The 26,456-nt window shown below is 62.4% G+C and carries 20 protein-coding genes; 11 read left to right on the top strand and 9 right to left on the bottom strand.

Annotated features, from left to right (window positions below):
- Nucleotides 1–55: 55 nt before the first annotated feature.
- Nucleotides 56–847 carry an SDR family NAD(P)-dependent oxidoreductase gene (locus ABD919_RS01805; RefSeq protein WP_345233255.1) on the bottom strand — a complete coding sequence of 264 codons (792 nt, stop codon included), beginning with the start codon at nt 845–847 and terminating at the stop codon, nt 56–58.
- Nucleotides 848–936: 89 nt separating this feature from the next.
- Nucleotides 937–1,752, bottom strand: a complete 816-nt coding sequence (locus ABD919_RS01800) for a phytanoyl-CoA dioxygenase family protein (protein ID WP_345233253.1) — start codon at nt 1,750–1,752, stop codon at nt 937–939.
- A gap of 275 nt (nt 1,753–2,027) precedes the next feature.
- Here ABD919_RS01800 and ABD919_RS01795 point away from each other — a divergent pair, with 275 nt between their 5' ends.
- Nucleotides 2,028–2,789, top strand: a complete 762-nt coding sequence (locus ABD919_RS01795) for an energy transducer TonB (protein WP_345233252.1) — start codon at nt 2,028–2,030, stop codon at nt 2,787–2,789.
- Nucleotides 2,790–2,892: 103 nt separating this feature from the next.
- Nucleotides 2,893–4,455 (top strand): hydroxymethylglutaryl-CoA reductase, encoded by a 1,563-nt coding sequence (locus ABD919_RS01790; RefSeq protein ID WP_345233250.1) that lies wholly within the window; start codon nt 2,893–2,895, stop codon nt 4,453–4,455.
- A gap of 312 nt (nt 4,456–4,767) precedes the next feature.
- Here ABD919_RS01790 and ABD919_RS01785 read toward each other — a convergent pair whose 3' ends face one another.
- The 3 genes from ABD919_RS01785 to ruvX all read right to left on the bottom strand — a co-directional run bounded on the left by ABD919_RS01785 (nt 4,768) and on the right by ruvX (nt 7,025).
- On the bottom strand, nt 4,768–5,745 hold the full coding sequence (locus ABD919_RS01785; RefSeq protein WP_345233248.1) for a zinc dependent phospholipase C family protein: 978 nt from the start codon (nt 5,743–5,745) through the stop codon (nt 4,768–4,770).
- A 140-nt stretch (nt 5,746–5,885) separates the two neighbouring features.
- Complete coding sequence (def, locus tag ABD919_RS01780) at nt 5,886–6,497, bottom strand: peptide deformylase (protein ID WP_345233247.1); 612 nt, start codon at nt 6,495–6,497, stop codon at nt 5,886–5,888.
- Nucleotides 6,498–6,599: 102 nt separating this feature from the next.
- On the bottom strand, nt 6,600–7,025 hold the full coding sequence (ruvX, locus tag ABD919_RS01775) for a Holliday junction resolvase RuvX (RefSeq protein ID WP_345233245.1): 426 nt from the start codon (nt 7,023–7,025) through the stop codon (nt 6,600–6,602).
- Nucleotides 7,026–7,373: 348 nt separating this feature from the next.
- On the opposite strand from ruvX, the gene ABD919_RS01770 reads away from it, so the two are divergent.
- The 3 genes from ABD919_RS01770 to ABD919_RS01760 all read left to right on the top strand — a co-directional run bounded on the left by ABD919_RS01770 (nt 7,374) and on the right by ABD919_RS01760 (nt 11,506).
- Nucleotides 7,374–9,053, top strand: coding sequence for a S41 family peptidase (locus tag ABD919_RS01770; protein WP_345233243.1), 1,680 nt, complete (start codon nt 7,374–7,376; stop codon nt 9,051–9,053).
- A 546-nt stretch (nt 9,054–9,599) separates the two neighbouring features.
- Nucleotides 9,600–10,802, top strand: a complete 1,203-nt coding sequence (locus ABD919_RS01765; RefSeq protein ID WP_345233241.1) for a homogentisate 1,2-dioxygenase — start codon at nt 9,600–9,602, stop codon at nt 10,800–10,802.
- A 173-nt stretch (nt 10,803–10,975) separates the two neighbouring features.
- On the top strand, nt 10,976–11,506 hold the full coding sequence (locus ABD919_RS01760; protein WP_345233239.1) for a hypothetical protein: 531 nt from the start codon (nt 10,976–10,978) through the stop codon (nt 11,504–11,506).
- Between the two features lie 162 nt (nt 11,507–11,668).
- Here the strand turns inward: ABD919_RS01760 and ABD919_RS01755 are convergent, their stop codons facing one another.
- On the bottom strand, nt 11,669–12,358 hold the full coding sequence (locus tag ABD919_RS01755; protein ID WP_345233237.1) for a hypothetical protein: 690 nt from the start codon (nt 12,356–12,358) through the stop codon (nt 11,669–11,671).
- Nucleotides 12,359–12,553: 195 nt separating this feature from the next.
- Between ABD919_RS01755 and ABD919_RS01750 the strand changes: the two genes are divergently transcribed.
- From ABD919_RS01750 to ABD919_RS01730, 5 genes are all read left to right on the top strand, one after another.
- On the top strand, nt 12,554–13,081 hold the full coding sequence (locus ABD919_RS01750; RefSeq protein WP_345233236.1) for a hypothetical protein: 528 nt from the start codon (nt 12,554–12,556) through the stop codon (nt 13,079–13,081).
- A 153-nt stretch (nt 13,082–13,234) separates the two neighbouring features.
- Entirely contained in the window at nt 13,235–13,606 is a 372-nt protein-coding gene (locus ABD919_RS01745; protein WP_345233235.1) for a DMT family protein, read from the top strand.
- 162 nt (nt 13,607–13,768) lie between these two features.
- Nucleotides 13,769–14,101, top strand: coding sequence for a CD225/dispanin family protein (locus ABD919_RS01740; protein ID WP_345233233.1), 333 nt, complete (start codon nt 13,769–13,771; stop codon nt 14,099–14,101).
- Between the two features lie 6 nt (nt 14,102–14,107).
- A complete protein-coding gene (locus ABD919_RS01735; RefSeq protein WP_345233231.1) occupies nt 14,108–14,506 on the top strand; it encodes a DUF2752 domain-containing protein in 399 nt (132 codons plus the stop codon).
- A gap of 637 nt (nt 14,507–15,143) precedes the next feature.
- On the top strand, nt 15,144–19,124 hold the full coding sequence (locus ABD919_RS01730; RefSeq protein ID WP_345233229.1) for a cadherin-like domain-containing protein: 3,981 nt from the start codon (nt 15,144–15,146) through the stop codon (nt 19,122–19,124).
- 228 nt (nt 19,125–19,352) lie between these two features.
- Here ABD919_RS01730 and ABD919_RS01725 read toward each other — a convergent pair whose 3' ends face one another.
- The 3 genes from ABD919_RS01725 to ABD919_RS01715 are packed head-to-tail and all read right to left on the bottom strand — an operon-like array spanning nt 19,353 to nt 23,932.
- Nucleotides 19,353–20,855: a hypothetical protein gene (locus ABD919_RS01725; protein WP_345233227.1), complete on the bottom strand. Its 1,503-nt coding sequence runs from the start codon at nt 20,853–20,855 to the stop codon at nt 19,353–19,355.
- 54 nt (nt 20,856–20,909) lie between these two features.
- Nucleotides 20,910–22,391 carry a hypothetical protein gene (locus tag ABD919_RS01720; protein WP_345233225.1) on the bottom strand — a complete coding sequence of 494 codons (1,482 nt, stop codon included), beginning with the start codon at nt 22,389–22,391 and terminating at the stop codon, nt 20,910–20,912.
- A gap of 47 nt (nt 22,392–22,438) precedes the next feature.
- On the bottom strand, nt 22,439–23,932 hold the full coding sequence (locus ABD919_RS01715; RefSeq protein ID WP_345233223.1) for a T9SS type A sorting domain-containing protein: 1,494 nt from the start codon (nt 23,930–23,932) through the stop codon (nt 22,439–22,441).
- Nucleotides 23,933–24,072: 140 nt separating this feature from the next.
- On the opposite strand from ABD919_RS01715, the gene ABD919_RS01710 reads away from it, so the two are divergent.
- Complete coding sequence (locus ABD919_RS01710) at nt 24,073–26,394, top strand: patatin-like phospholipase family protein (RefSeq protein ID WP_345233221.1); 2,322 nt, start codon at nt 24,073–24,075, stop codon at nt 26,392–26,394.
- Nucleotides 26,395–26,456 lie beyond the last annotated feature (62 nt).

The following is a 26,456-nucleotide window of genomic DNA, read 5'->3' as shown; positions in this document are numbered from 1 at the left end:
ATTCCGCGACCCTGCGACGGCTTGGCGCGCGCCAGTCGCGGAATGAAATTCCGCGTTACAGGTACTTCTCGTAGATGCCGGCGGCGATGCGCTCGGTAAGGCCCTTGGGCACGAGGCTGGTGAGGCCGGCCGACACTTTGTTGATAATGCCGGGCACCACTTCGGCCTGCCCGCTGAGCATGCCGGCCACGGCTACGGCGGCCACGGCCTCGGGCGTCATCGACACCTTCTCGGCGGTTTTCTGCAGCTCGCTGCCCATGCCGGCGCGGTCGGCAAAGCTGGTGGTGGTGGCCCCGGGGCAGAGGCAGGTGACCGACACTTTGGTATCCTTGAGCTCGTAGCGCAGGCCCCGGCTGAAGCTGAGTAGAAAGGCTTTGCTGGCGGCGTAGAGCGTGAGCGAGGGCACGGCCTGGTAGGCGGCGGTGCTGGCCACGTTCAGGATGTAGCTCTTCTGGCTGTCGCGGCCGGCCCGCAGGGCGGGCAGCAGGGCGTGGGTCAGGGCCACGGGCAGGGCCATGTTCAGCTGCAGCATGTTCTGCTGCTCGGCCAGGGGCAGCTGCTCGAAGCGGCCCCAGAGGCCGTAGCCGGCGTTGTTCACCAGCACGGCCAGGTTCGGGGTCTGCTGCTGCACCCAGCCCGCTACCGTTGTTGCCGCCTCGGGTTCGGCCAGGTCGATGGCCAGAAAGTCGGCCTCGCGCTGGTGCTTGAGAATGATTTCCGAAGCCAGCTCCTGCAAGGCCTCCCCGGAGCGGGCCACCAGCAGCAGGTCGTAGCCGCACTCGGCCAGGGAAAGCGCCAGGGCGCGGCCAATGCCGCGCGAGGCGCCAGTAACTAATGCGTAAGCCATAATCAATGAACAATTATCAGTGAGCAATGAACAATTGCCAGGTTCCTTGAACAACACTGCTCATTGCTCACTGATAATTGTTCATTGGTTTACTTCACCAAGTGTAAAAACCGCAGGTAGAACGGCGTGGGGCTGTTCTCGGTTTTGGGCTGGTACTTGCCGGCGATGATGGGCACGTACATGACGCGGCGGCGGGAAGCTTCGCCCACCAGCGGCGACTGCGCCACGCGGTGCCACATTCGGCCGTCGTGCACGGTAAGGTCGCCGGCTTCGGTTTCCACGGCCAGCTCGTGCGGGTCGTAGAAGACGTCCTTGTAGTACTTCTTGCGGAACAGCATCTTGTGCAGGCCCTGGCGGTGGGTGCCGGGAATGATGCGCAGGCCGCCGTTGGTAGCCTTGGTGCCGTCGAGGTGCAGGCCCACGTTCAGCATGGGGCCGATTCGCTTGCCGTAGAACACGTCGCGCAGCGAGTCGGTGTGCCAGCCCATCTGGCTGAACTCCGAGCCCTCCACGTTCACGTAGTGGTTGACTACCAGGCCGTCCTTTTCGTTCTCCCCTACCCGGCCGCCTTCGGCTTCGAGCAAGGGAAACAGGGCGCGGTACCGCTCGTCCTGCAGCAGCTCGTGCAGCACGGGGTGGTACTGGGAGGCGAAGGCAAAGCGCTGCACAATGGGGGAGCCGTCCACATCCTTGCCGTACTTGATGGGCACGCCATTGACTTTTTCCACGCCTTCGGCTATCCATCGGGCCTGCACCTCCTGGGTGGCCTTGATAATTTCCTGCACCTGCTCGGGGCTGGCAAACGGGCGGAAGTGCAGAAAGCCGTACTTAGCAAAAAACGCCCGCTGCTCCGGAGTAAGGGAGCTGCCGAGCGTAAAACGAGGGTAGTTGGCGGATAGTGACATAGCAGAAAGGTAGCGAGGGGGTGGTGGCCCCTGGTAAGGCAAAGGTAACATAGCCGGCCCAGGCAGGGGGCCGGCCCTCCTACTGTGGAGCGGCAGCAGAAGACACAACCAGCTAGCCCCACGGGTGTTTTTTCGGCAGCAGGGCGCTTTGCCCAAACAGACTGTGAACCGACCCGGGCAGTTGCCCGGTGCTGACGCAAAAGCGCCGCGCATACTTTACTTTTCAGCCTGCCGTTTGAAAAATCAGTAGTTTTTCATCCATAAATTCAGGCCTTATGCTGCTGCTACCCACCTTCAACGCCCGCCTAAATCCTTGTCCGGTAGGCCCTGAGGCCTTCACGCCCCAGGACCAGGGCCGGTTTTGCGGGCAGTGCCAGCGCGTAGTGCTCGATTTCAGCCAGTCGGCCGACCCGGTGGCCGACCTGGCCGCCGCCCGCGCTGCCGCGCCCGACGGGCGGGTGTGCGGCTCATTCCGGGCCAGCCAGGTGGCCGCCCCTCCCCTGTCGCGGCGGCTGAAGTGGTTTGTGCTGGCCCTGGTGCTGATTGTGGGGCAGGGCCTGACGGCGCGGGAGGGGCTGGCCCAGGTGCGGCAGGCCACAGTAGTGCCTACGCCAGAACCAACAAGGATTGCACTACTAAAACCAACACCAATGCATGGTCTCGAAGACCTAAAGAATTTGGAGCCAGAGATGCCACAGCCGACTCCAGCAGTATATAGCGGCTCTGTGGAACAAATGCCCTATTTGCACAACAGGGGCGGCACGAAGGCTATTGTAGACCGCATTCACGCACAACTGCGGTGGCCCAAACAGGAAGATGGCAGGATACTGCAGGTAGAAGGGCGCATGTATGCCAGCTTTACGGTAGAAGCAGATGGACAAATAAGCAACGTTAAAACAGTCAAAAGCCTGCATCCGATTCTTGATGAGGCTGCATTGGAAGCCATCCGCGGACTGACTGATATTGTGCCTGGCCGGCAAGGAAATCGGCCCGTGCCCATGAGCCTGACAGTTCCCATCACCTTCCGGTTGAAATAAGCTCAACCGCAGTATTGCTTGGGTATTATCCCCAAAAACCTGCATCTTCACGGCGCGCCGTTGGTGCCCTGGCTTTTTCTTCACTCAAACCACCTTACCCACCATGGTTTTTACGCCCTCCCCGATGCTGCTTAAGCTGCTCTATACGCGCGGCAGCCTGCATAACCTGCCCCAGAACGAAGGTGTTGCCTTCAGCATCAAGAACCGCCTCGACACGGTGACGCTTACCGGCGTAGCCAGGGTGCGGATTGGCGATACGGAGATTCCGGCCGACAAAATCCAGGTGGATATGGGCGGGGGTGAGCGCCGCCCGGCCAGCGCCATCAACAGCAATGGCCAAGCCATTGAGCTGCCCGTGGGCCGCAGCCTGATGTTTGTGCTCGACACGCCGGCCCTGAAGGAAGGCATGCACCCGGTGCAGGTATGGTTCTCGACCGACGCCTTTGGCGACCTGCACGTGGAGGTGGAAGACGCCATCGTAAGCCCCAACAACCAAAAGCCCCGCATTCCGCGCTCCTCGGACGACGACTACTCCGAGGCCGCCATCGCGGCCCGCCAGCGCTTTGCCGAGCAGTTCAGCGAAAAGGAGTTCAAGCACCTCAAGCACTACTCCTTCGACGCCCACATGCTGCAGGGCAACTGCGAGCATTTCGTGGGCGTGGCCCAGATTCCGGTGGGCCTGGCCGGGCCGCTCACCGTGCACGGCGAGCACGCCCAGGGCGACTTCCTCATTCCCATGGCCACCACCGAAGGCACCCTGGTGGCCAGCTACAACCGCGGCATTCAGCTGCTCAACCTCTGCGGGGGCGTGAAGTGCACCGTTATCGGCGACGCCATGCAGCGGGCCCCCGTATTCGTGTTTGCCGATGCCCGCGGCGCCCGCGACTTCGGCCGCTGGGTGGAGGAAAACATCGACCTCATCCGGCCCGAAGCGGAAAGCACCTCGCGCGTGGCCAAGCTGCAGTACATCGATACCTACCTCAGCAACAAGTTCGCCTACCTGCGCTTTAACTTCTCGACCGGCGACGCCGCCGGGCAGAACATGGTGGGCCGCGCCACCTTCGCCGCCTGCTCCTGGATTCTGGAAAACTACAAAGGCAGCAAAATCGAGCACTTCTACCTGGAGTCTAACTTCGCTACCGACAAGAAAGCCAGCCAGATTAACGTGATGCGCACCCGCGGCAAGCGTGTGGTGGCCGAAGCCGTGGTGAAGCGCGACATTCTGCAGCAGCGCATGCGCGTGACGCCGGAGCAGCTGGCCTACCACGGGCAGGTAAGCAACGTGGGCGCCTTCATCTCGGGGGCCAACAACAACGGGGCCCACTCCGCCAACGGCATCACAGCCATGTTCATCGCCACCGGCCAGGACGTGGCCAACGTGAGCGAATCGTCGGCCGGCATTCTGTATTCGGAAGTGACCCCGGAGGGCGACCTCTACATCAGCATCACCATTCCCTCGCTGATTGTGGCCACCCACGGCGGCGGCACCGGCCTGGCCACCCAAAACGAGTGCCTGCAGATGCTGGGCTGCGTGGGCCGCGGCACGGTAAATAAGTTTGCCGAAATCGTGGCCGGCGTGGTGCTGGCCGGCGAGCTCAGCCTGGGCTCGGCCATCAGCAGCTCCGACTGGGTGAGCAGCCACGAGCAGTACGGCCGCAACCGCTAAGGGGCAAAGCAGCCGCTGCACCCTGCCTGCTGCAGCGAGCTTCGGCGCTTTAGGCCTGACCGAGCCTTCAGCCATAAACGCCTCTACTTAAACTGTATGCCCTATGAAAAGTCGGCTACCCGCTGGCTTTTCATAGGGCATTTGCTTTGTACCAGCTTCGTACACGCTTGGCGAATTGGCGTCGAAAACCACCTGCCGTAAGCTGCGATACACCCTGGCTATGCTACTGGGCGCGAACCTGCCGACGCGAGGGGCCGCGGCCTAATTCCCAGCGGAAAGCCTGCCTATTCCCCGCAGCTGAACCCTGCCGGGTTAGTCGTCGTGCCCGGGCATGGCCAGGGCGGGGGCGGCCGCCGCCTCTTTGGCTTCGCGCTCCAGGCGCTGCTTCTCGGTTTCGGAGGCCGTGCGCGTCATCTTGCTTAGGTCGGGCGAGCCGGCATCGACCCAGCAGGTGTACCAGAACGAGCCGATGAGGCGAACGGCGTAGCGCATCTGCCGCTCCACCTGCCCGTTCAGTCGCCGGTGGTACTCGCGGCTGAAGTCGCGGGAATAGGCCCGCACCGTAGCACTCCCGCGCTGCTCGTAGCCAAACTTCTGGTCTTCGGGGAATCTGGCCGTCACCTCCTTCTCAAAGCGCAGCACCGAATCGACGGCCGCGTTGGAGCGGATTACGGCGTTCCAGATAACGTCGGTGGGGTTTTCCAGGTAGAGGGCCGAGCCTGTAAACAGGTCGTAGTCGGCGCTGAGCAGCTCGGGCAGGCGCGACTCCCACAGGCCGTGAATGCCCTTCTGCCCGGTAAGCTGCCCATTGTAGTTGCGGGTGGTGTGCAGCGGCACGCAGGCGTCGGCCACGTAGTGCCCCATGTCGGCCGACAGGCGCAGGATGCGGTCGGTGTCGCGGTCGCGAAACGCCGCGGTGAGCTGGTTTTTCATGCTCACCACGTGCCAGGGCACAATGCCGTGCTTGAGCAGGGAGTCTTCGCCGTACCTGGCAATGGCATCGGCGTAGCGGCGCGGCAGGCGGTAGGCCGCGCTGTCGCCGTAGCGGTCCACGTCGATGAAGTGCCTGGGGGCTTCGCCGGGCACCACCACCCGGCGGGAGTCGGGCCGCGTGGCATTCACCGTCAGGTAGTCGATGTTGGCTTTAAAAAAGCCCACCATGGCGGGCGGCAGGGTGTACACTGCCAGGCGGTTGAGCAGGCGATGCCCGAAAAAGCCCCAGCCCTGTGCCTGCCGGGCCCAGAACAGAAAGGGAGCCCAGAGCAGAAGCAGGAGTAGATGCTTTTTCACGGGGTAATCAATATATGTACGAAACCAGAGGAACGCTAAAAGTAGAAAGAAACAGCGTCATAGCGAATAAAAAAGCCATGCTGAGCGCCGGCTCAGCATGGCTTTTTGAAATTTTCAGCTACTGGCTGCTCTACTGCAACCTACCGCCGCCCGGTCACGGCCGGGAACTTCATGCGGTAGTCGTGCCGCACATCGCCCTTGCTGATGCGGGCCAGCTTGCCTTTGAGCAGCTGCTTCTTGAAGGTGGAAAGCTTGTCGGTAAACAGAATACCTTCCAGGTGGTCGTACTCGTGCTGAATCACGCGGGCGGCCATGCCGGAGAAGGCCTCTTCGTGGGGCTGCCGGTTTTCGTCTTCGTAGCGCAGCACGATGTCGGCGTGGCGATACACCATCTCGCGCACGCCGGGAATGCTTAGGCAGCCTTCCTCAAAGCCCCACTCCTCGCCGGTTTCGCTCACCATCACCGGGTTGATGAATGCGCGCTTGATGGGCGCTTCGGGCGCCTCGCCGCTTTCCTCCAGCTCCTTTTTGTCGTCCTCATCCAGCTCCACCATGGGGCCGGTGTCAATTACGAACAGGCGCACGGCCTTGCCAATCTGCGGGGCGGCCAGGCCCACGCCCGAGGCGTAGTACATGGTTTCGTACATGTCGGCAATCAGCTTGCTAAGCTCTTCGGCGGGCAGGTCGGCGGCGATGTTGCGGGCCCGGGTCTTCAGCACGGGGTCGCCAACGGCTACAATGGGGTAAATCATGAGGGGAGTTATGAATTATGAGTTATGAATTATGAGTTGGCATTATGAATTGTGAAAAGCGGCTTCGTAGCGGCATTTAGACAATAATTCATAATTCATCACTCATAATTCCCCACCAGCTGGTGAGTTCAGAAATGACTGCAGGATAAGCGTGGCGCTGACGCGGTCGACGGTGGCTTTGTCGCGGCGGGCTTTCTGGCCCAGGCCGCCGGCCAGCATGGCGGCGTGCGCCATGCGGGAGGTAAACCGCTCGTCGAGCTCGTGCACGGGCACCTCGGGTAGCTCGCGGCGCAGGGTGCGCAGCAGGCCCACCACGGCGCTGGTGACATCGGTGGCCTCGTTGAGCAGGGTGCGGGGCATGCCTACCACAATGGCCTTGAGGGGCTCGCGCTGGTGGTAGGCCTTCACGTAAGCCAGCAGGTCCTTGCTGTGAATGGTATCCAGCGGCGAGGCAATGATGCAGAGCGGGTCGGTCACGGCCAAACCCACGCGCTTGTTGCCGTAGTCGATAGCAAGGATGCGGGGCATGGGGTAGGGTTTTTGTTGTCAGTTGTTCGTTGTCAGTTGTCAGGGCTCGGGGGCCGGCTTTATCAGAATAGTGCTGAAAACCGACAACCAACAGCTGACAACAGGTGCACGAGGTGCCGGCACAAAGATACAACCGCTCTAGGGCGGCTTTGGATTCGCCTTCCGGTACTGTCGCCTGTATAACGCCCCGCCTGGCCCGGGCCGTTGCCTTTTTAACTTAATATTTTGGACTGCTGCCAGAAAATAGCGGGGCCAATATGCTGGCATGAAGTAAACCCCGAAAAAATTCAATAAATTTGGTATCCACCCGAGTCCTTCGTATTCCGCAATCAGCTCTACTTCACGCGCATGCCGGCTTCTGAGTTTGCTGAACGGCCCACAACCGGGCGCCGCCCTGCCTGGTGGCAGCGGGCCTGGCTGCGGCAGGGCGCGCTGCTGCTAGCAGCCGTAGGCAGTGGCATGCTGGTGGCCAACAACCCCTTCCGGCCCGGCTCCGACAATCCCGACGCTACGGCGCGGGGCTACCTGCGCTTCCGCGAAATCCTGAGCTACATCGACCGCGACTACGCCGACAGCGTGGACACGGAAGCCCTGGCCGACTACGCCGTGGCGCAGATGCTGGAAAAGCTAGACCCCCACTCGGTGTACATCCCGGCCAAGGACCGCGAGAAGACCGACGCCTTCCTGCAGAGCGACTACGACGGCGTGGGCCTGGAGTTCAACCTGGCCCGCGACACCATGACGGTGGTGGCCCCCATTAGCGGCGGGCCGGCCGAGCAGGCCGGTATTCAGCCCGGCGACCAGATTCTGACCCTGGGCGGCAAGCGGGTGTCGGGCGCCCGCATGAGCAACGCCCAGCTTACCCAGCTGCTGCGTGGCCCCCGCGGCAGCAGCATCGCGCTGAGCCTGCTGCGGCGGCGCCAGCCCAAGCCCATCAGCCTAAGCCTGACCCGCAGCCGCATTCCCAACTCGTCCATCGACGCGGCTTACCTGATAGATGCCGAAACGGGCTACATCAAAGTCAGCCGCTTCGCCTCCAATACCTACGACGAGTTTAAAGTAGCCCTGGCCGACCTGCGCCGGCAGGGCCTGAGCCGGCTGGTGCTCGACCTGCGCGGCAACCCCGGCGGCTACCTCGACCGCGCCACCAAGCTGGCCGACGAGTTTATTGCCGGCTCCCGCCGCCTGGTGTACACCGACGGCAAGGGCGACCAGTACGATTCCCAGACCTACGCCCGCATTGCCGGCGAGTTTGAGGAAGGCCCACTGGTGGTGCTGGTGGACGAAGGCAGCGCCTCGGCCGCCGAAGTAGTAGCCGGCGCCCTGCAGGACCACGACCGCGCCCTGATTGTGGGACGCCGCACCTTTGGCAAGGGCCTGGTGCAGCAGCCCATACCCCTCAACGACGGCGGCGAGCTGCGCCTCACCATTGCCCGCTACTTCACGCCCTCGGGCCGCTCCATTCAGAAGCCCTACGGGGCCAGCTATGCCGAGTACAGCCGCGACCTGCTGGAGCGCGAAAAGCGCGGCGAGCTGGCCTCGGCCGACAGCAACCGCCTGGCCAAAGGACGGCGCTACCGCACCACCCACGGCCGCAGCGTGTACGGTGGTGGCGGCATCATGCCCGACGTGTTTGTGCCCCGCGACACCCTGGCCCACTCGGCCTACTTTACCCGCCTGCAAAGCAGCGGCCTGCTGCGGGCCTTTGCGCTTACGTTCTATCAGCAGCACAAGGCCGAGCTGGAAGGCCTGCGCTTCGAGCAGTTCAACACCACCTTCCGCATTAGCGACGCCCAGCTGGCGACTCTGGCCGAGCAGGCCACCCGCGACAAGCTGCCGGCCGACCCCGCGGCCGCCCGGCGCTGCGCCCCGCTGGTGCGCAACCAGCTCAAGGCCTACATCGCCCGCAGCGCCTACGGCCCGGTGGCCTACTACACCGTGCTGCGCGAGCAGGACCCCGAGCTGCTGCGCGCCATTCAGGCCGTGAACGACAGCGCCGCCCAGTTGGCTTTGCTGGGCAGTAAGTAGGCTTTATCCAATACCAGGTGGTGCTTGGAGCAAACACTCTTAAATAAGAGTAAGCATCAGAACAAAAGCTTATTCTGGAAAACTCTTTTTGAGCCGACGGTGTATATTTGCCATGTTAGTAGCCCTAACAAAAACAAGGGGGCAAGCCCTCCGGCCTGTCCCCTTGCCAACTACCGCTGGAGCAAGAAGCTTAGCAGCAAGAAGCCAATGGCTTTTGCAGCTCCGCTCACAAACCCCAGCAAGCCAGCCCAACCGACTGACTGCAGTAGTTTTTTCGCACGTTTGTCTCTCATGTCAGAGAAAGAAGTTAGGTGCTCATCCACCTGCTTCTTTGAAACCCCGGCTCTTCGACCAGCCGGGGTTTCGTCTTTTCAGACAAGCCGAGGTGAGGTGGGATAACCGTGCGATGCCGTAAAGATACCCTGACGTGGTGCTGGTATAATTAGCGTAGGTACCAAAGCTCGGTAGTGTTACGCAGCCGCGCAGTGAAACTTCGCGTTGCTTCCTGTTGTACCTTCACAGCCCCATCCCACCCCCTATCTCGTTATGGCTTTTTACCACCGCCTCGGCCAGATTCCGCGCAAGCGCCACACCCAGTTTCGCAAGCCTGACGGCTCCCTGTACTCGGAGCAGCTGGTGGGCACGCTGGGCTTTCATGGCGTGTCGTCGCTGCTCTACCACATCCACCCCCCTACCCAGATTAAGGAAGTAGGCGAGCCCCAGCCCTTCTCCCCCAAGCTGCTTAAGGACCGGCCCCTGCAGCCCGAGCACCTGCGCACGCTAAGCCAGACCAGCACCGGCGGCGACTACCTGGCTGCGCGCCAAACCATGCTCGGCAACGCCGACGTGACGCTGAGCATCTGCAACCCCACGGCGCAGCGCATGGACTACTACTACAAGAATGCCCTGGCCGACGAGGTGATATTCGTGCACGAAGGCCGCGGCGAGCTGTGGAGCCAGCTGGGCGTGGTGCCCTTCGAGCCCGGCGACTACGTGGTGATTCCGCGCACCATCATCCACCAGCTGCACTTCGAGGAAGGGCCGGTGCGCCTGCTCATCATCGAGTCGTTCAGCCCCATCGAAACCTGCCGCCGCTACCGCAACCACTTCGGCCAGCTGCTGGAGCACGCGCCCTACTGCGAGCGCGACATGCGCCCGCCCACCGAGCTGGTGCTGGAGGAAAAGCCCGGCGACTACCTGCTCAAGGTGAAAAAGGAAGGCTACCTGCACCAGCTCACCTATGAGCACTCGCCCTTCGACGTGGTGGGCTGGGACGGCTACTTCTACCCCTACGCCATGAGCATTCACGACTTCGAGCCCATCACCGGCCGCATACACCAGCCGCCGCCCGTGCACCAGCAGTTCGAGGCCCACAACTTCGTGATTTGCTCCTTCGTGCCGCGCCTGTTCGACTACCACCCCGAGGCCATTCCGGCGCCCTATAACCACTCCAACGTCGACTCCGACGAGGTGCTGTACTACGTGGCCGGCAACTTCATGTCGCGCAAGGGCGTGGATTTGGCGTCCTTCACCTGGCACCCCAGCGGCATTCCCCACGGCCCGCACCCCGGCACGGTGGAAGCCAGCATCGGCAAAAAGGAAACCCACGAGCTGGCCGTAATGGTCGACACCTTCCGCCCGCTCTACCTCACCGAAACGGCCCTGAAGTACGTCGACCAGCGCTACCCCATGAGCTGGCAGCCCGGCTTCGTGCCCGACCCGCCCCGGGCCGCGGATATGATGGACTAGCCCGCATTGGCAATAAAAAGCGGCGTGGCCTGGTGAGGTAACAACTCACCAAGCCACGCCGCTTTTCTATTTCTGACTGACATGGCAGAGGAAGCCCAGAACCAGCCCTACAGCTTGGCAAAAGGAACTATAAAGCTGAATACGTGGTAGTAAGGCACCACCTACTCTCACGCATGAAAAAACTACTTGCCTGGCTGCCGCTAGTTTTGTTACTGGCCGGAGCCGTAGGCTGCAAGAAGATTCAGCAGCTGCTCACCTTCACCGTAAAGCATTCGCAAACCATTCAGATTCCAGCCATTCCGGCCTCTACGCAAGGCACGCTGGTGACCCTACCGCCCGTCACGGTTGATAACAGCAAGACGTATGGCGACAACAACACCCGGGCCGACCTGGTGAAGGACGTAAGCCTGCACAAGCTCAGCCTCAGCATTAGCAGCCCCAGCGGGCAGAATTTTGACTTTCTGCAGCGCATTGAGCTCTACATCGGCAGCGACCAGAGCGAGCAGGTGCGCCTGGCTTACCTCGACGAGGTGCCGCGCGGCGTGAGCAGCATCGAGCTGCTCTCCACCAACACCAAGCTGGACCAGTACCTCAAAGGCGCTTCCTACACCATCACCACCAAAGTGCAGACGCGGCAGCCGGTAAGCCAGGCACTGACCGTGCGCGCCGACATGCAGTTTAAAGTTACCGCCGACCCATTCTAAGGCCAGCGGCATCGGAACAAAAAAGCCAGCTCTTGAGAGCTGGCTTTTTTGTTCCGATGCCGCTGGTTTCTGGTTGCTAGCTTCTGGTTTCTCGTTGTCGTTCTAACCAGCAACCAGAAACAAAAACCGCTGCTTTGGCAGACGCTGCGCAACAGCAGCTACTTACTTAGCCAGCGCCACCCGGTTGAAGTAGTCGACCATACGAGCAACGTCGGTGGCCTTGTCGTAAGTCAGGCGTTGGCCAGCCGCGAAAGAGCGAACCTCTTCGCCGCGCTTGCCAAATAGCTTCAGCACGTCGTCTTTGGTCAGGGCCACGGGGCGCAGGGGCTCATCGTTGCCCACGCCGGGGCCAGCTACGAGTACCTGCACCAGGGGGCGGCGGCCGGTTTTCTCGGGGTCGGGGCCGGGGGTGTACAGCCAGGCCAGCAGCAGCGGGCCGGCATCCACGGTAGTCAGTACTTCCACAAACTCGCGGCGGGGGGTGCCGGTCAGGCCTTCCTTCACCAGGCGGGGGCGGAAGCGGCGCAGAGGGTTTTCGGGGTCGCCTACCTCCCCGAGGTCGAAGCCGCGTAGGCTGCCTACGGGCCAAAGGTGGGTGGTATCGGAACCGAGCGAGTCCTGCACTTCGAGCAGGCGCAGACCAGCGTGGTAGCGCAGGCCCGGCACCGGGCGACGGCGGTTGTCGAAGGTACGCAGGGCACCGAGCCGAAATTGTCCATCGTCGAGCAAGCCCATGGTCTGCTCACTCAGAGCCTTACGCAGACCAGGAGCCGTGGCGGCCGCGTTGGTCTGCCGGTACAGGGCCAGCGCCTCAGCCTGGTCGCGCGAGCTCTGTGCGTAGGTATTGGACAATGACAGACCCAAAAGCAGGGCAGCCAAAGAATAAGCTGATTTCATGAGCCGGAAAGTATGAAATAAGATAGTTGACAAAGATAAGTGAGACAGCTGCGTTGTTTTGCAGCCGAAAGATGGTTCTGCCCAGCACCTCAACTGTGGAGGAACTTTGCTCCTTCTGCGACGGTATAAAGTCAAATCTTGTTCCAACTTATGAAAAGGTTCCTGCTTCTGACTCCCCTGGCCTTTTTGCTGTTGCTGGTTGGCTGCAAAAAGGTAAACGAGCTGCTCACGTTCTACGTCGACGACACCCAAAACGTGCGTATTCCGTCTAATTTTCCTTTAGGAGGGCTGGGATTTCTGGCCCCTGTGTCGGTAACAACGCGCTCGGAGGAAACCTTCCGCAACAACAACACCCGGGCCGACCTGGTGAAGGACGTGAGCCTGAACAAGCTCACGCTGACCATTGCCGACCCAGCCGGGCAGAACTTCGACTTTCTCCAGAAAATTGAGCTTTTCATCAGCACCGATGCCAACGACCAGATTCGCCTGGCTTATGCCGACCAGGTACCGCGCGGGGTTACTTCGTTTGAGCTGACTTCTACCAACGCTAGGCTTGACAAGTACCTGAAGTCGCCAACGTACACCCTCACCACCAAAGCCCAGCTGGGCCAGCCCATTGCCCGCGATGTAACCGTGCGTGCTGAGTCGCGCTTTAAAGTCACGGCTGACCCATTGTAGCACTCACGACTTGCCTGGCCTGCGCCGGCCGATAAAAGCCCCACCGCCAATACTGGCGGTGGGGCTTTTTTATACCTGTAGGGGCATGGCTGCCGTGCTTTGCAGTTGCAGACTGCTGTAATTGCCGGCTCATCACAACCTACCTGCCACGCCATGAAAGGCCCGCTTACACTTCTGCTGCTCACCATCTCCAACCTGTTTATGACCTTTGCCTGGTACGGGCACCTGCAGTTTAAAAAGCTGGCCTGGTTTAGCAAGCTGGGCATTGTGGGGGTAGTGCTGGTGAGCTGGGGGCTGGCATTTTTTGAGTACGTCTTTCAGGTGCCGGCCAACCGCCTCGGGTACGAGGGCAATGGCGGCCCCTTCAGCTTGTTCGAGCTCAAGGTGATTCAGGAGGTTATCACCCTGACGGTCTTTACCCTTTGTGCCGTGTTTGTTTTTAAGACCGATAAGCTGGGCTGGAACCATGTGGCCGGGTTTGCGCTGCTGGTGGCGGCCGTGTACGTGATTTTCCGGAAATGGTAGGGCCAGCCTACCACCGCTGCCAGGCTGATGTATACCTTTTCCACAGTGCCCGGGCCGAAAAGCCGCTCTCACAGGAAAGTTAACCTGCATGATTTGGTGGTTGAATGCAAATCCCTTAATCTTACCTGAAATTCAACCCTCTTCTCTTTTTTATTTTCTTCCATGGAACAATCCTACAACCCCAATTCTGGCATGCCCGCGGGCGGTATGAACCCAGGGGGGCCACCTCCTAAAAACTGGCTGGTCGAGTCTATCCTCGTTACCATCTTCTGCTGCCTTCCTTTTGGGATTGTGGGCATCATCAACGCCGCCGCAGTGAATAGCAAGTACAGCGCCGGCGACTATGCCGGGGCGCTGGAGTCGTCGAAGAGTGCCGGCAAGTGGACGAAGATTGGCTTGTTCGTGGGCATAGGCGTGTATGTGCTTTACATCGTCTTCGTAGTGGTAATGGGCGTAGGCGCGGGCATGCTGGGCGCCATGCAGGACGGCAACTAGCGGAGCATGAGCGGGCACAAGCGGCTGATGGGGGCGGTGTTGCTGGGGCTGGGGCTGATGGCCCTGTACTTCACGCTCGACCCTGCCCGCTACCCGTTTCCGCGCTGCCCGTTTAACCTGCTTACCGGCCTCTACTGCCCGGGCTGCGGCTCGCAGCGGGCTACGCACGCGCTGCTACACGGCCAGGTAGCACGGGCCGCCGGCCTGAACCTGCTGGCGGTAGCCTTCCTGCCGGTGCTGGCGCTGGGTGCCATCGACGGGGCACGGGCCTGGCTGACGGGCCGCCCCCGGCGCCTGGCGTTGCTTTACCAGCCCTGGCTGGGGTGGCTGGCCGTCACGCTTACGGTAGCGTTTGCCGTTGTGCGCAACCTACCCGGCCCACTTGGCAACTGGCTAGCTCCTTAGTTACAGAACGATTCATCTTTCTGACTATTAAGACCAAAAGTTGAGCGTTAAGAGTTAACAACCCTTTCGGTTTTAACTCTTAACGCTCAACTTTTAACTACTCAACACCCGGTAGACCAGTCTGGCCACTGCCCGGGGCCAGCAAACGGCCTGGCGGCACCGCCCCACAGCACCATCTGGCCCGGAGCTCGTTGCGAATCGATTTTCGGCGGCCTCCGCTTAAGACACCACTGACCTGGTAAGGTTGATTGTAGAAGAACAAGGCCCGGCCGGAAGCATGCTTCCGGCCGGGCCTTGTTCATGATAGCCTGGGCAGAGTGCCGGCAACCCACGACATGCAGGTTTTGGCAATGAAAGCAGCCGGCTAGTCGACTAACGATTTAAGCTGTTGGGCCAAGGGGGACCGTTGTTCGTCCAAGTAGGTGCTGCGGGGGGTTGGAATGCCGGGAAGATGCCAGTCACCTTTGACCTAAAAGCACTCTTCCGCCGGGGAAAAGACGGGTATCTACGGCTTGCATCGACTGGAAGTAGCTGGCCAGCCGCGCCAGACTACCTCCCGCTTTTAAGAGCCTGATTCGCCGCCCGGTAGTTCCTGCCAATGCGCTGTTAAACGCCCGCTACATGCCCTTCTTGTTTTATGAAAAAAGCTACCCTACGAAGTATTCTGCTGCTTCTGCTGCTGTCCGGTATAGGGCACGCGCAAAACCTGCTGACCAACCCCGACTTTTCGGCTGGCAACAGCGGCTTTGCTTCGGCCTACACCTATGTGCTGCCAACGGGTAGCTCCCAGGCAGGCCAGTCCACCATCGGCCCGGATAGCCGGGCCTTTAACATGGGGTTCCCGGCCAGCTACGGCGACCATACCACCGGCACCGGCAACTACCTGATTGCCGACGGCTCGACCCAGGGCGCTGTGGTATGGGAGCAAACAGTAACCGGCCTGACGCCAAACCGTGACTATACCTTCTCTTTCTGGCTGCTGAACGCCATTGCCGCCAACAAGGCTCAGCTGCAGCTTTCCGTGAACGGCACCGACGCAGGCCCGGCCTTCACCAACCCCAGCGACGGCGGCCAGTGGCAGCTGAACACGGTGACCCTAAACACCGGCAGCGCCGGCACCCTGGTGCTGCGCCTGCGCAACCTGACCCTGGCCAGCGGCGGCAACGACTTTGGCCTCGACGACCTGGCCTTGTACCGGCAAACCAACGCCGACGTAAGCACCGCGCTTACCGGACCGGTCACGGCCGGCGCCGGGCAGGTGGTGGGGCCGTTCACGGCTGCGTTCCGCAACGCAGGCCCCGGCGAGGCCAACCAGGTAGTGCAGACCGTGGTGCTGCCGGCCGGGGCCAGCCTCACCGCGGCCCAGGTGGCTGCCCTGCCCAGCGGGGCTACCTACGCAGCTGCTACCCGCACCCTGCACTTCGGCACGGCCGCTGTGCTGCCCGCAGGCGGGGCCAACTCGTTTACGTTCAGCTTCACTGCCCCGCCTACCACCGGCGTGGTGGCGCTGGGCAGCACCGTGAGCACCAGCAGCGTGCAGGCGCCCAATGCCCAGCCCGACCAGGCCACGCTTGGGCTCACGGTGTGGCCGGCGGCGGCCCCGCCCGCGGGCTGCCAGCCCTCGTACGCCACCGGCAGCCCGGCCAGTGGCCTGTCGGCCGACTACTACGCTGGCTACTTTGCCGACAACCTGGCTTTCTTCAGCAATACGCCCGCCCTTACCCGGCTTGAGCCCCAGCTGCGCTTTGCCGATTCCTATACCGACAGCCCCGCCGGCTGGGGCGCCATAATTCCGCCGGCTACGCGGGCCAGCAGCAGCACGAGCTCGCCCGAGCACAACAACCCCGAGCTGTTCTCAGCCCGCTACCGGGGCAGCATCTACCTGCCAGCGGCCGGCGACTACACCTTCTACCTGACCTCCGACGACGCTTCTTATATGTGGATAGATGGCGCTGCCCTGGCTCCCACGGCCACCAACGCCCTCATTAACAACGGCGGCCTGCACGGCAGCCTGCTGCGCCAGGCCACGGCTACGCTGTCGGCGGGCCTGCACAACGTGCTGCTGTACTACGGCGAAAATGGCGGCGGCAACACCCTGGAGCTGGCGTACAGCGCCGCCGGGGCGGCTCCCTTTGCCCGGCAGGTGGTGCCCAACAGCCAGCTGTGCGCCGGCCCCAGCCCCTTGCCGCCCACCGCCCTGGCCGTCACCCAGGCCCCGGCCCTGCTGAGCACCAGCGCCCGCACGGCCCTGCTGCCGCTGGCCGGCACCGACCCAGGCCAGGCCAGCGGCCGGGCCGGCGCTTTCGTGCTGGCAACCCTGCCGGCAGCTGGCAGCGGCACGCTCTACGTGGGCACCCAGCCTGCCACGGCGGGCCAGCTCCTCAGCAGCGCACAGGCGGCTACCCTGGCCTTCGACCCCGAGCCGACTTTTGTGGGCAATGCCACCTTCACTTTTTACGCCGCCAGCAGCAACGGGCAGCTTTCCAACCTGCCCGCCACCTACACCATTCCGGTGGTTGCTCCCATTGCCGACGTCGGCACCACCCTGTCGGGGCCTGCCACCCTGGGCGGGGGCATTTCGTCGGGCGCCTACACCGTTACCTTCCACAACAACGGCCCGCAGTGGGCCACCGACGTGACGCAGGCTGTGCGCCTGCCAGCGGGCAGTACCATGACGCCGGCTCAGCTGGCGGCCTTGCCCGGCACGGCTACCTACAATGCAGCAGCGGCTACCATTACCTTCGAAACCACCTCCGTGCTGCAGAGCGGCAGCGCCATTACCTACACCTTCGGCTTTACGGCGCCCAGCACCCCGGGCACCGCTGAAGTGAGAAGCATCGTGGGCACCAGCACCGGGCAAGGCAGCAATGCGGCACCCGACCAGGCCGTGGTGAACGTTACCATTGCCCCGGGCAACTTCTTCGTGACCAACGACGACAGCAACGAGGTGCCGGGCAATGGCGCTAAGTCGGGCAATGTCATTCTCAACGATGCCAACCCTGCCAACCTGGCCAACAGCGCATTCACGGTACAGCTTGTGACAGGCCCCAGCCGGGGCTTGGTAGTAGTGAATGCCAATGGCAGCTACACCTACACCCCCAACGCCGGCTACCTGGGCCCCGACAGCTTCACGTACCGGGTAAACGTACCCGGCGCCAACCCTCCTTTTTCCAATATCTCGCGGGTGCAGCTGAACGTGTACGATGCGCGCCTGGTCTGCCTTAGCGGCACGGGCACCAACCTGCTGGCCAACCCCAGCTTCACGGCGGGCAATACGGGCTTTACCTCAAGCTATGGCTACGCGGGCACCGGGAACCGCAGCCTTATACCCGAGGGCGTGTACACCGTGGGCAGCAGCGCAGCGGCCTACCACCCCAACTTTGCCGGCAACGGCCGTACCGGCCCCGGCGACAGCTTCATGATTGTGAACGGCTCCCAGGACCTGTCGGTGGTGTACCAGCAAACCGTGGCCGTGCAGCCCAACCGCTACTACACCTTCTCGGCGTATGCGGCCAGCGTGAACCCCGGCAGTCCGGCCCAGCTCGGATTCGTTATCAATGGCAGGTCTACTTCGTCGGTGACAACCTTGCCCACCACGGTAAATACCTACGTACGCCTTTCCGACCTTTGGTTTTCGGGCAGCCAGACCTCGGCAGTAGTGGAGATTCGCGATGTAAACAAGGACGTGGGCGGCAACGACTTCGGCATTGACGACCTCTACGTGGGCACCTGCGTTGTAACCCTTATTGCCAATGATGTAACCAACAGCCGGCTCAGCGACCAGGCCCCGGCCACCCCCCTTTCTGCGCTGCAAGCCACCGTTATCAGTGGGCCGCCGGTGGGCACGTTCACCATTCGAACCCTGCCGGGCGCCGCCGCCGGCGTACTTTACCTGAACAATTCGCCGGTGTTTCCCGGCCAGGTTATTCCGCTGGCCCAGGCCAACCGGCTCGTGTTTGCGCCGCGCTATGGCTACGCCGGCAATGCCGTATTCACTTACACGGCCACCGACACCAGCGGCGCGGGCAGCAACAACACGGCTACGTTCACCATTCCCATCGGCAACCCGCTGCCGGTTGAGCTCACCCGCTTCAGCGCGAAGCCCGTGCAGGACCTAGACGCCCAGCTGACCTGGCATACGGCCCTGGAGCTGGACAACAAGCACTTCGACGTAGAGCGCAGCCTGAATGGCACCGAATTCATAAAAATTGCGCAGGTGCTGGGCCAGGGCAGCACCACGGCGGCCACGATATACGCATTCACCGATGCCGGTATTGGCGCCCGGGCGCGTGGCACGGTGTACTACCGCCTGCGCCAGGTCGACACCGACGGCACGGCCAGCTACTCGCCGGTGCGCACGGTCGTCTTTGCCGGCCCGGCCACCCTGGCCTTCTACCCCAACCCCAGCGCCGGCGAAGCCACCCTCGACCTGAGCGCCTTGCCCCGGGCCGAATACCAGGTAACCATGGTCGATGCCCTGGGCCGGCAGGTGCTGAGCACCTCCCTGCCCGGCGCCCAGGCTCACCCCATGTTGCTGGGCCACCTGCCCCGGGGCACTTACCTGCTGCTGGTGCGCGGCGCCGGCCGCAAGCTAAGCCAGCGGGTGGTGCGTGAATAAGTTGATAGTTGTTAGTTGTTAGTTGTTAGTTGCCAGGTGTTAGCCTCTGAGTAAGCGTTTGACTGTCAAATAACAACCTGCTCTTCTTTGAACGCATTAAAGTCAGGGGCCAGTAGCGCGAAACGTTGTTCTGCACTACTGGCCCCTGACTTTGGCAATGCTGCGCGGTGCCATTCAGGCGCCTGCTGTGCCGTGCGAAACGGATGGTTGCGCCAGGCTACCGCTACCCTAAAATACTTTCACTGCTTTCACTACCTGCGCGGGCCCGCTGGCGGGCTTCAGCCACAGGGTATAGAGGCCTGGTGCGAGCGCGGCCGTGGCCAGAGCCAGCTTTCCAGCCCCTGCCGGCATGGCCGCGGCCGGCTGGCTGAGCACTTGGCGGCCCAGGGCATCGTGCAGCACCACGGCCACGGCCTGCGGGCGGCTCAGCTCGAAGGAGACGGTCAGCTCCTGGGTAAAGGGATTGGGGGATACGCTGGTAGTGGCTGCGGCTTTGGCAGGGGCCGTGGATAGCAGCTGGGCGAAGCCGCGCAGCTGGCCCCAGGCCTGCCCGCCTTTGATATAGCCGACCAGCTCGTTGCTGCTGTCGTAGTAAATACCACCCGCGCCGTATCTGACTTCCCCTAGCCCGGTGGCAAACGACTGGGTCGATACTGCGTCGATTATGATGGCCAGCCGCAAGCTGTCGCCAATTTGCGGCAGACAGGCCTGCCGGTTGGAGAACTGCTGCTCGTAGCGGCCAGGAAAACGCTGGGCGCGCACCCCGACGGACGCTACCAGCCCGTAGTAGCCTGGCGAGTTGGGATACGTGTAAAAGCTGCCGGTAAGCGCGGCGGCCGGGTCCTGCATCTGCTCGGAAACCGTCAGCGTGACCGTCGTGGCGGGGCTCAGCACTGTGCCCGTGCTGCTGCAGAAGCCGAGCGGGGCCGTGGGCGAGCCATACCCGCGGTAGAGGCGCCGCGACCAGATGGTGTAGGTGATAACGCGGCCGCCCTGGCTGGGCGTACGCGTCAGCACGCTGTCGCGCTGCCAGGTTTCGTCGCACAGCTGCCCACCAAAGCCGGAAGTGGTGTGGTGCCGCAGGAAGACGTCGCCGGGCTGAAAGTCGTAGATGCTGAGGGCCCCCAGGCGGCTGCTGCCCAGGCCCAGTTCGGGCAGCGCCGTCAGCTGCAGGGAGCGGGCCCGGTAGCGGCCGTTCAGCCAGGCGATAAGGGCTGGGCCTTCGACTAAGCCGAAGCGCTTGCTCAGGCGCAGCTGCTGCCCATTGGAGAAGCTGATGGTGGCAATGGAGTCGGTTTGCCCCAGCACCAGCCCCGGCATACGGCTGCTGAGCGTGGCCGTGAGCCCAGGCATGGCCGGCCAGCTTTGGCCCACGGCCGCCCGGGGCTGCAAGCGCAGCGCCTGCCCATTGCCGGCCGTCAGGAGCATGGTTCCCCCGGCTCGCAGGGTGAGCGTGGCGCCGAACAGGTTATCGGTTCGCAGCAGGTGGGTGCCAAAGCAGGCAGTTGTGTTTCCGGCTCTGGCGGGCAAGGCCCAGGGGCCAAACTGAAACACCGAGTCGGCCCCTACCCGGGTGCCAGGCCCCAGGCGCAGGGTGTGGGTGGTATCGCCGGGCGTGCCGGCCTCGCTGTACTGGTAGGTGAGGCCAGGGCGGAAGGGGCGGAAATCCTGGGCCTGGCTGCGGATGGCCAGGGCCAGCAGGAGCAGGGCACAAAGGTAAAAATGACGCATATACAAGAAAGAAAAGCCTGAGGCAGCAATGGGACAAGGGACCAACAAGGCTGGTTACTGCTTGAGCACCTTCAGCACCTCGCTGCGCCCCTCGGCTTCGAAGCGCAGGTGCAGGGTGTAGAGGCCAGCGGGCAAGGCCGTGGTGTTCAGGGCCAGGGTATGCGAGCCGGCGGGGTAGGTCGCGGAGCTGGTGGGGCCGAGCACCAGCTGCCCCAGGGCATTGCGCAGCTCCGCGCTCAAGGCCTGGGGGCGGGTTAGCTCAACTGCCACGCGCAGCTCCGGGCCGAAGGGGTTCGGCCAGGCCAGGGTAGTAGCGGCGGCCCGCCGCGTAGCTGCGGGCATGAGTTGAGCAAAGCCGGGCAGCTGGCCCCAGGATTCGGCGCCTTTGCGGTAGCCCAGCAGGATGGTAAGGTCGCCGCTGAAGCTGAGGGAGGCTTCATACACTTCCCCGAGGCCGGGGGCGGTGTGGAACTCGTAGCCGAAGTCGAGGCTGCCCGTGTTAAACAGACCGGTGGTGTCGGCGGCTGGGCTGCTCATGCAGGCCGCGTGCTGAGCGTGCTCCTGCACAGGGCGCCTGTTGAAGCGGCTGTTGCGGTAGCTGGCCGAATGCAGGAGCCCGACGCCGCTACCACCCGCCGTACGCTCCTCCCAGTACCCGGTGAGTGTGCCCATATTCCGATAGGCAGCCGTGACAACCAGCGTGACTGTAGTCGGCGACGAGAGGGTGCCGGGCCCGTTGCCGCACACCTGCGTGAGGGTGCGCCGCCAAATCCGGTAGCTGAGCGTGTCGCCCCGGCGGCTGGCGGTGCGGGTCAGAATGCTGTCGCGCGTCCAGGTGTACTGCGTGCAGGGCGCGCCAATGCCGTAGGAATACGTGCGCCGCAGGAAGACGTCGCCGGGCTGAAAGTCGTAGGCGGCCAGGGCTCCCAGCCGGCTTACGCCCGCCTGCAGCTCGGGCAGGGCCGTAAGCTGCAGGCTTTTTCGGGGCAGCCGTGGGTTGAGGTAAGCGCCCAGGGCTGGCCCTTGCAGCAGGCCAAAGCTTTTGCTAAGCAGCAGGCTGGCCCCGTCGGACAGGGTGATGGTGACCAGTGAATCGGCACGGGGCAGCAGGGCCGCACTACCCTGGGTGCGGGCCGTCACCTGGGCCGTGAGGCCAGGGGCAGCAGCCCAGGGCTGGCCCAGAGGCGAGCGAGGCCGCAGGGTAAGGGCCCGGCCATTGGCAGCGGTAAGAGTATAGACCGCGTTGGCGAGAACCGTAAGGGAAGCCCCGAACAGGTTGTCGGGTCGGGCCACCTGCCGGCCACAGTTTACCGGGCCCGCCTGGTAGCTACGGCTGGTGCGGGCATTGAAGCGAAACACCGAGTCGGCCCCTACCCGGGTGCCAGGCCCCAGGCGCAGGGTGTGGGTGGTGTCGCCGGGCGTGCCGGCCTCGCTGTACTGGTAGGTGAGGCCAGGGCGGAAGGGGCGGAAGTCCTGGGCCTGGCTGCGGATGGCCAGGGCCAGCAGGAGCAGGGCACAAAGGTAAAAATGACGCATATACAAGAAAGAGAATAGGTTAAGAAGGACAAAAATTAACCTGGCATTTATTGCTTAATCACCTTTATGACTTCCCGGCGATTCTCGGCCTTTAACAGAATCTGTGCGGAGTAGATACCTGAAAGTAATCCAGTAGTTGGAGCCTTTAAGTGCTGTGACCCTGCTGGCAGCACTTGCGTTGCATCAAGCACCACCTGCCCCAGGCTATTGAATAGACGCAGCGTTACCGCCTGTGCCCGATGAGTAATAAAAGTTAGGGTCAGTTCCTCGCTGAAAGGATTAGGTACAGCAGTAGCACGTGCTGGCTGGTTTGAAGCTTTGGCAGACAGCAGGGGCCGGCAGCTAAGGCTTGGGGCCATTCCCCAGCGCTCGGCTCCCTTTCGGTAGCCAATCAAACGAGTACCCTCCCAGCAGCAGGTTGTGTTTTCCTCATAGAAGTTCGTTTGGCCCAGCCCTACAGCAAAGTCCATTCGCTGTTCTGCGTCAATCCAGGCACTATTCAGGCTGGCTGAGTCGCTGAAGGTGTTGCCCAAGCCGCACCAGGAGAAGCGACCGTCGTAGCGCCAAACTGCTCGGTTGCTCCACGTAGGGTTGACAACGGCGGTTCGCATCACCCCTCCCCTCCGTGTTCTGCCCGGTGCAGGAGCGTATTCGCCTGTACCGCGAACTAGCATCCTCATCGAACGGCTTGATACCGTAAGCGTATATACAAACCCGGTCGGACTGGCTGGCGAACACCGCCAGATAAGGTAAGTAAGCGTGTCGCTGCTGCGACTACCCCTACGTGCCATAATACTGTCGGCATAGTTGTAACTGTAGTCCTGCGAGGGATTGGATACGACTCGACTATAGGTATTGTACCAGAATACATCTCCTGGCTGAAAATCATAAATACCCTGCGGCGTGAGGTAGCCTTGCCCCATCTGCCGGTCGGGCAGAGCTACCAGCAAAAGCCGTCGCACTGCGGTTGTGTCCCGAAAGAAGTAATCCATCAATACGGGCCCCTCAAGTAGCCCAAACGTTTTACTAAGGCGCAACTGCCGGCCATCAGACAGGGAAATGGTTACCACTGAATCGGATAAACCCAACACCAGTGCCGTCCCGCGAGCCGTGACCTGGGCCGTAAGCCCCATGCCGAACGCCCAAGGCTGGTTGAGTGCCTGACGGGGGTGGATGTCCCACATATCATTATAAACTGGAGCCGTATAGTTGCCAAACACCAACCGGTAGGTAGCCTGAAACGTACCCGGCCGGTTAATTTCCATCTGCCCGCCAAACAGGTTTTCGGCGTAGCGGTAATGACGGCACTGCGGAGCATTGCCCGGTCCTAAGTAAGCCCCGACGCGTGGGTTAAAGTAGTACGTAGAGTCTGCACCCCGGGCAAATCCCACTTTATTGAGTCGCATGCTATACAGGGTGTCACCCTGTACCCGCATGTATTGCTGCAATGCTCCAGGCTGAAAAGGGCTGAAGTTGGCTGCACATGCCCCAAAGCTGACTGTCAGCAACAAGCACAGGGAGAGTAAATAATAGCATTTCATACTGTAACGTACCAAAATAATCTGATACCCCACGGCAATAATGCAATAGCCTCCTTTATGCTGTCAGGCGCCAACAACCTGGACTTACTCCCCGGCGTACCAGGAAGGCCCGCAATGCGCGGGGCTTTCTTCCTCATTCTATGCTGTTAAGAATACCTGTTGCTGCGCTGGCGCTGCTGGCCGGCCTGTTGTCGCTTGTTCCATTTACGGCCCCGGCCCAGAAGGTGGGCGTGGTGCTCAGCGGGGGCGGGGCCAAGGGCCTGGCCCACGTGGGCGTATTGAAGGTACTGGAGGCCAACGGCATTCCCATCGACTATATCATTGGCACCAGCATGGGCTCTATTGTGGGGGCCCTGTACGCGGCCGGCTACTCGCCCCGGGAGATGGAGCAGCTCATGCTCACGCCCGAGTTTCAGAACTGGGTGAGCGGCAAGCCTACCGAGGACAAGACCTTTAACTACCTCACGGCCGAGCCCTCGCCTTCGGCCCTGCGCGTGGGCGTGGCCCTGGACTCCAGCTTCAAGGCCCGCATCACGCCCAACCTGGTGAACGACATCAACCTCAACTTTGCCCTGGCCCGAATTCTGGCGCCGGCCGGGGCCGCCGCGGGCTACGACTTCAACAAGCTGTTTGTGCCCTACCGCTGCCTGGCTGCCGAGGTGTTTACCCGCCAGCAGGTGATTCAGAAAAGCGGCTCCCTGTCGGACGCCGTGCGCAACTCCATGGCCGTGCCCCTGGCCTTCCGCCCCATCCGCAACCCCGACGGGCGCTACCTGTTCGATGGGGGTATCTACAACAACTTTCCGACCGACGTGATGCGCAAGGAGTTTGCTCCTGACATCATTATCGGGGTGAACGTGGGCGACGTGGCCTACAAGAAATACCCGTTTCAGAAGGACGATGCCTTGCTCACCAGCACCCTTATTTTTCTGGGGGCCAACGTGGCCGACACCCTCAGCGTGGGCAAAAACGGTGTTTTCATTCAGCCCGACCTGGAAGGGTTTGGCGGCACCGACTTCGCCCGCGTCACGGAGCTGATTGCGCGGGGCGACTCGGCCGCCTCGCGGGAGCTGGCCCTGCTGCGCAAGCGCATCCCCCGGCGCGTCGATACCGTGGAGCTGCAGAAGCGCCGCCGCGCCTTTCAGGAGTCGACCCCCACCCCGCGCTTTGTGGAGGTGCGCGTGCAGGGCCTGCGCGACGACCAGAACAGCTACGCCAGCCAGTTCTTCCGGCGCACGGGCAAGAACTACACCATCGACGACCTGGAAGAAGGCTACTACCGCCTGGCCTCCGACGACTTTTTCCGCAACATCTACCCCCGTATTCGCTACGATGCCGAGCGCAAGGGCTACGTCTTCAGCGTGGATGCCCGCCAGAACAACAATGTGACGGCCGAGGCCGGCTTCGTGCTCAGCAACCGGCCCCTCGACAACCTCTACGTGGGCGTGGAGTACCGCTACCTGCGCCGCCTGCTGTACTCAGCTTCGGCCAACGTGAGCCTGGGGCGCTTCTACAACGGGGCGCAGGGCGGCTTCCGCATCAACGTGCCGGGCAAGCTGCCCTTTTACGTGGAGCCCACCATCACTTACAACCAGTGGGACTACCAGAACACCGGCGGCCTGCTGGGGCGCGACGTGCTGAGCACCCAGGTGCGGCAGAACGACACCAAAGTGGGCGCGCAGGTGGGCCTCAGCCCCAACTACCGCAGCCGCATTCTGCTCGACGTGGGCGCCTTCTACCTGAGCGACTCCTACGCCAACATCCCGGAAATTACCAGCAGCGAAGTGCTCGACGTGACCAAGTTCCGCGGGGGAACCATGGCCTTGCAGTTTGCCCGCAACTCCCTTAACCGCAAGCAGTACGCCACCCGCGGCAAGCGCGTGGTCGTAACCACCCGCTGGGTGAGCGGCTCGGAGAAGTACGTGCCGGGCTCTACGGCCGGGGAGCTGGAAGGTCTTTCCCGCAACCACCAGTGGCTGCAGCTGCGCGGCACCATCGAGCAGTACTTCCAGCTGAAGGGGGGCAAGCACACTTGGGGCTATTTTGGGGAGATTGTGGCCAGCGGGCAGGGCCGCTTTGCCAACTACCGCTCCAGCCAGACCACCGCGCCGGTCTTTGCCCCCCTCCCCGACTCGCGCACCTCGTTTATGGACGCCTACCGCTCGCCGCGCTACATCGCCAGCGGCCTGCGCTACATCATGCCCCTGTTTGGGCAGGTGGAATGGCGCACCGAGGCCTTCGCCCACCTCAACTACCAGCCCCTGGAAGCCGGCGACGACCTGCGGGCCGTGAAGAAAAACACCTTCGACCGGCCCCGCCTTACGGCCAGCACCGGCTTCATCTTCCAGACGCCCGTTGGCCCCCTGGCCATTCACGGCATGTTCTACGACGACCCCAGCCGCCGCTTCAGCGTGTACGGCCACCTGGGCTACCTGCTGTTCCGTGGCCGGGCGCTGGAATGAGATTTTGTTGGTGATGAAGTGAGGGGGGTGATGGGGTGAGGAGGAAGAACGACAAACTCCCC

The sequence above is a fragment of the Hymenobacter saemangeumensis genome, from assembly GCF_039541835.1.
GTDB lineage: Bacteria > Bacteroidota > Bacteroidia > Cytophagales > Hymenobacteraceae > Hymenobacter > Hymenobacter saemangeumensis.
This window is presented reverse-complemented; position numbering and strand designations above follow the sequence as displayed.

Coding starts and splice junctions, on each gene's coding strand:
- ABD919_RS01805 (WP_345233255.1), bottom strand. CDS start 847: ATGGCTTACGCATTAGTTACTGGCGCCTCGCGCGGCATTGGCCGCGCC.
- ABD919_RS01800 (WP_345233253.1), bottom strand. CDS start 1,752: ATGTCACTATCCGCCAACTACCCTCGTTTTACGCTCGGCAGCTCCCTT.
- ABD919_RS01795 (WP_345233252.1), top strand. CDS start 2,028: ATGCTGCTGCTACCCACCTTCAACGCCCGCCTAAATCCTTGTCCGGTA.
- ABD919_RS01790 (WP_345233250.1), top strand. CDS start 2,893: ATGGTTTTTACGCCCTCCCCGATGCTGCTTAAGCTGCTCTATACGCGC.
- def (WP_345233247.1), bottom strand. CDS start 6,497: ATGATTTACCCCATTGTAGCCGTTGGCGACCCCGTGCTGAAGACCCGG.
- ruvX (WP_345233245.1), bottom strand. CDS start 7,025: ATGCCCCGCATCCTTGCTATCGACTACGGCAACAAGCGCGTGGGTTTG.
- ABD919_RS01770 (WP_345233243.1), top strand. CDS start 7,374: ATGCCGGCTTCTGAGTTTGCTGAACGGCCCACAACCGGGCGCCGCCCT.
- ABD919_RS01765 (WP_345233241.1), top strand. CDS start 9,600: ATGGCTTTTTACCACCGCCTCGGCCAGATTCCGCGCAAGCGCCACACC.
- ABD919_RS01760 (WP_345233239.1), top strand. CDS start 10,976: ATGAAAAAACTACTTGCCTGGCTGCCGCTAGTTTTGTTACTGGCCGGA.
- ABD919_RS01750 (WP_345233236.1), top strand. CDS start 12,554: ATGAAAAGGTTCCTGCTTCTGACTCCCCTGGCCTTTTTGCTGTTGCTG.
- ABD919_RS01745 (WP_345233235.1), top strand. CDS start 13,235: ATGAAAGGCCCGCTTACACTTCTGCTGCTCACCATCTCCAACCTGTTT.
- ABD919_RS01740 (WP_345233233.1), top strand. CDS start 13,769: ATGGAACAATCCTACAACCCCAATTCTGGCATGCCCGCGGGCGGTATG.
- ABD919_RS01735 (WP_345233231.1), top strand. CDS start 14,108: ATGAGCGGGCACAAGCGGCTGATGGGGGCGGTGTTGCTGGGGCTGGGG.
- ABD919_RS01730 (WP_345233229.1), top strand. CDS start 15,144: ATGAAAAAAGCTACCCTACGAAGTATTCTGCTGCTTCTGCTGCTGTCC.
- ABD919_RS01725 (WP_345233227.1), bottom strand. CDS start 20,855: ATGCGTCATTTTTACCTTTGTGCCCTGCTCCTGCTGGCCCTGGCCATC.
- ABD919_RS01720 (WP_345233225.1), bottom strand. CDS start 22,391: ATGCGTCATTTTTACCTTTGTGCCCTGCTCCTGCTGGCCCTGGCCATC.
- ABD919_RS01715 (WP_345233223.1), bottom strand. CDS start 23,932: ATGAAATGCTATTATTTACTCTCCCTGTGCTTGTTGCTGACAGTCAGC.
- ABD919_RS01710 (WP_345233221.1), top strand. CDS start 24,073: ATGCTGTTAAGAATACCTGTTGCTGCGCTGGCGCTGCTGGCCGGCCTG.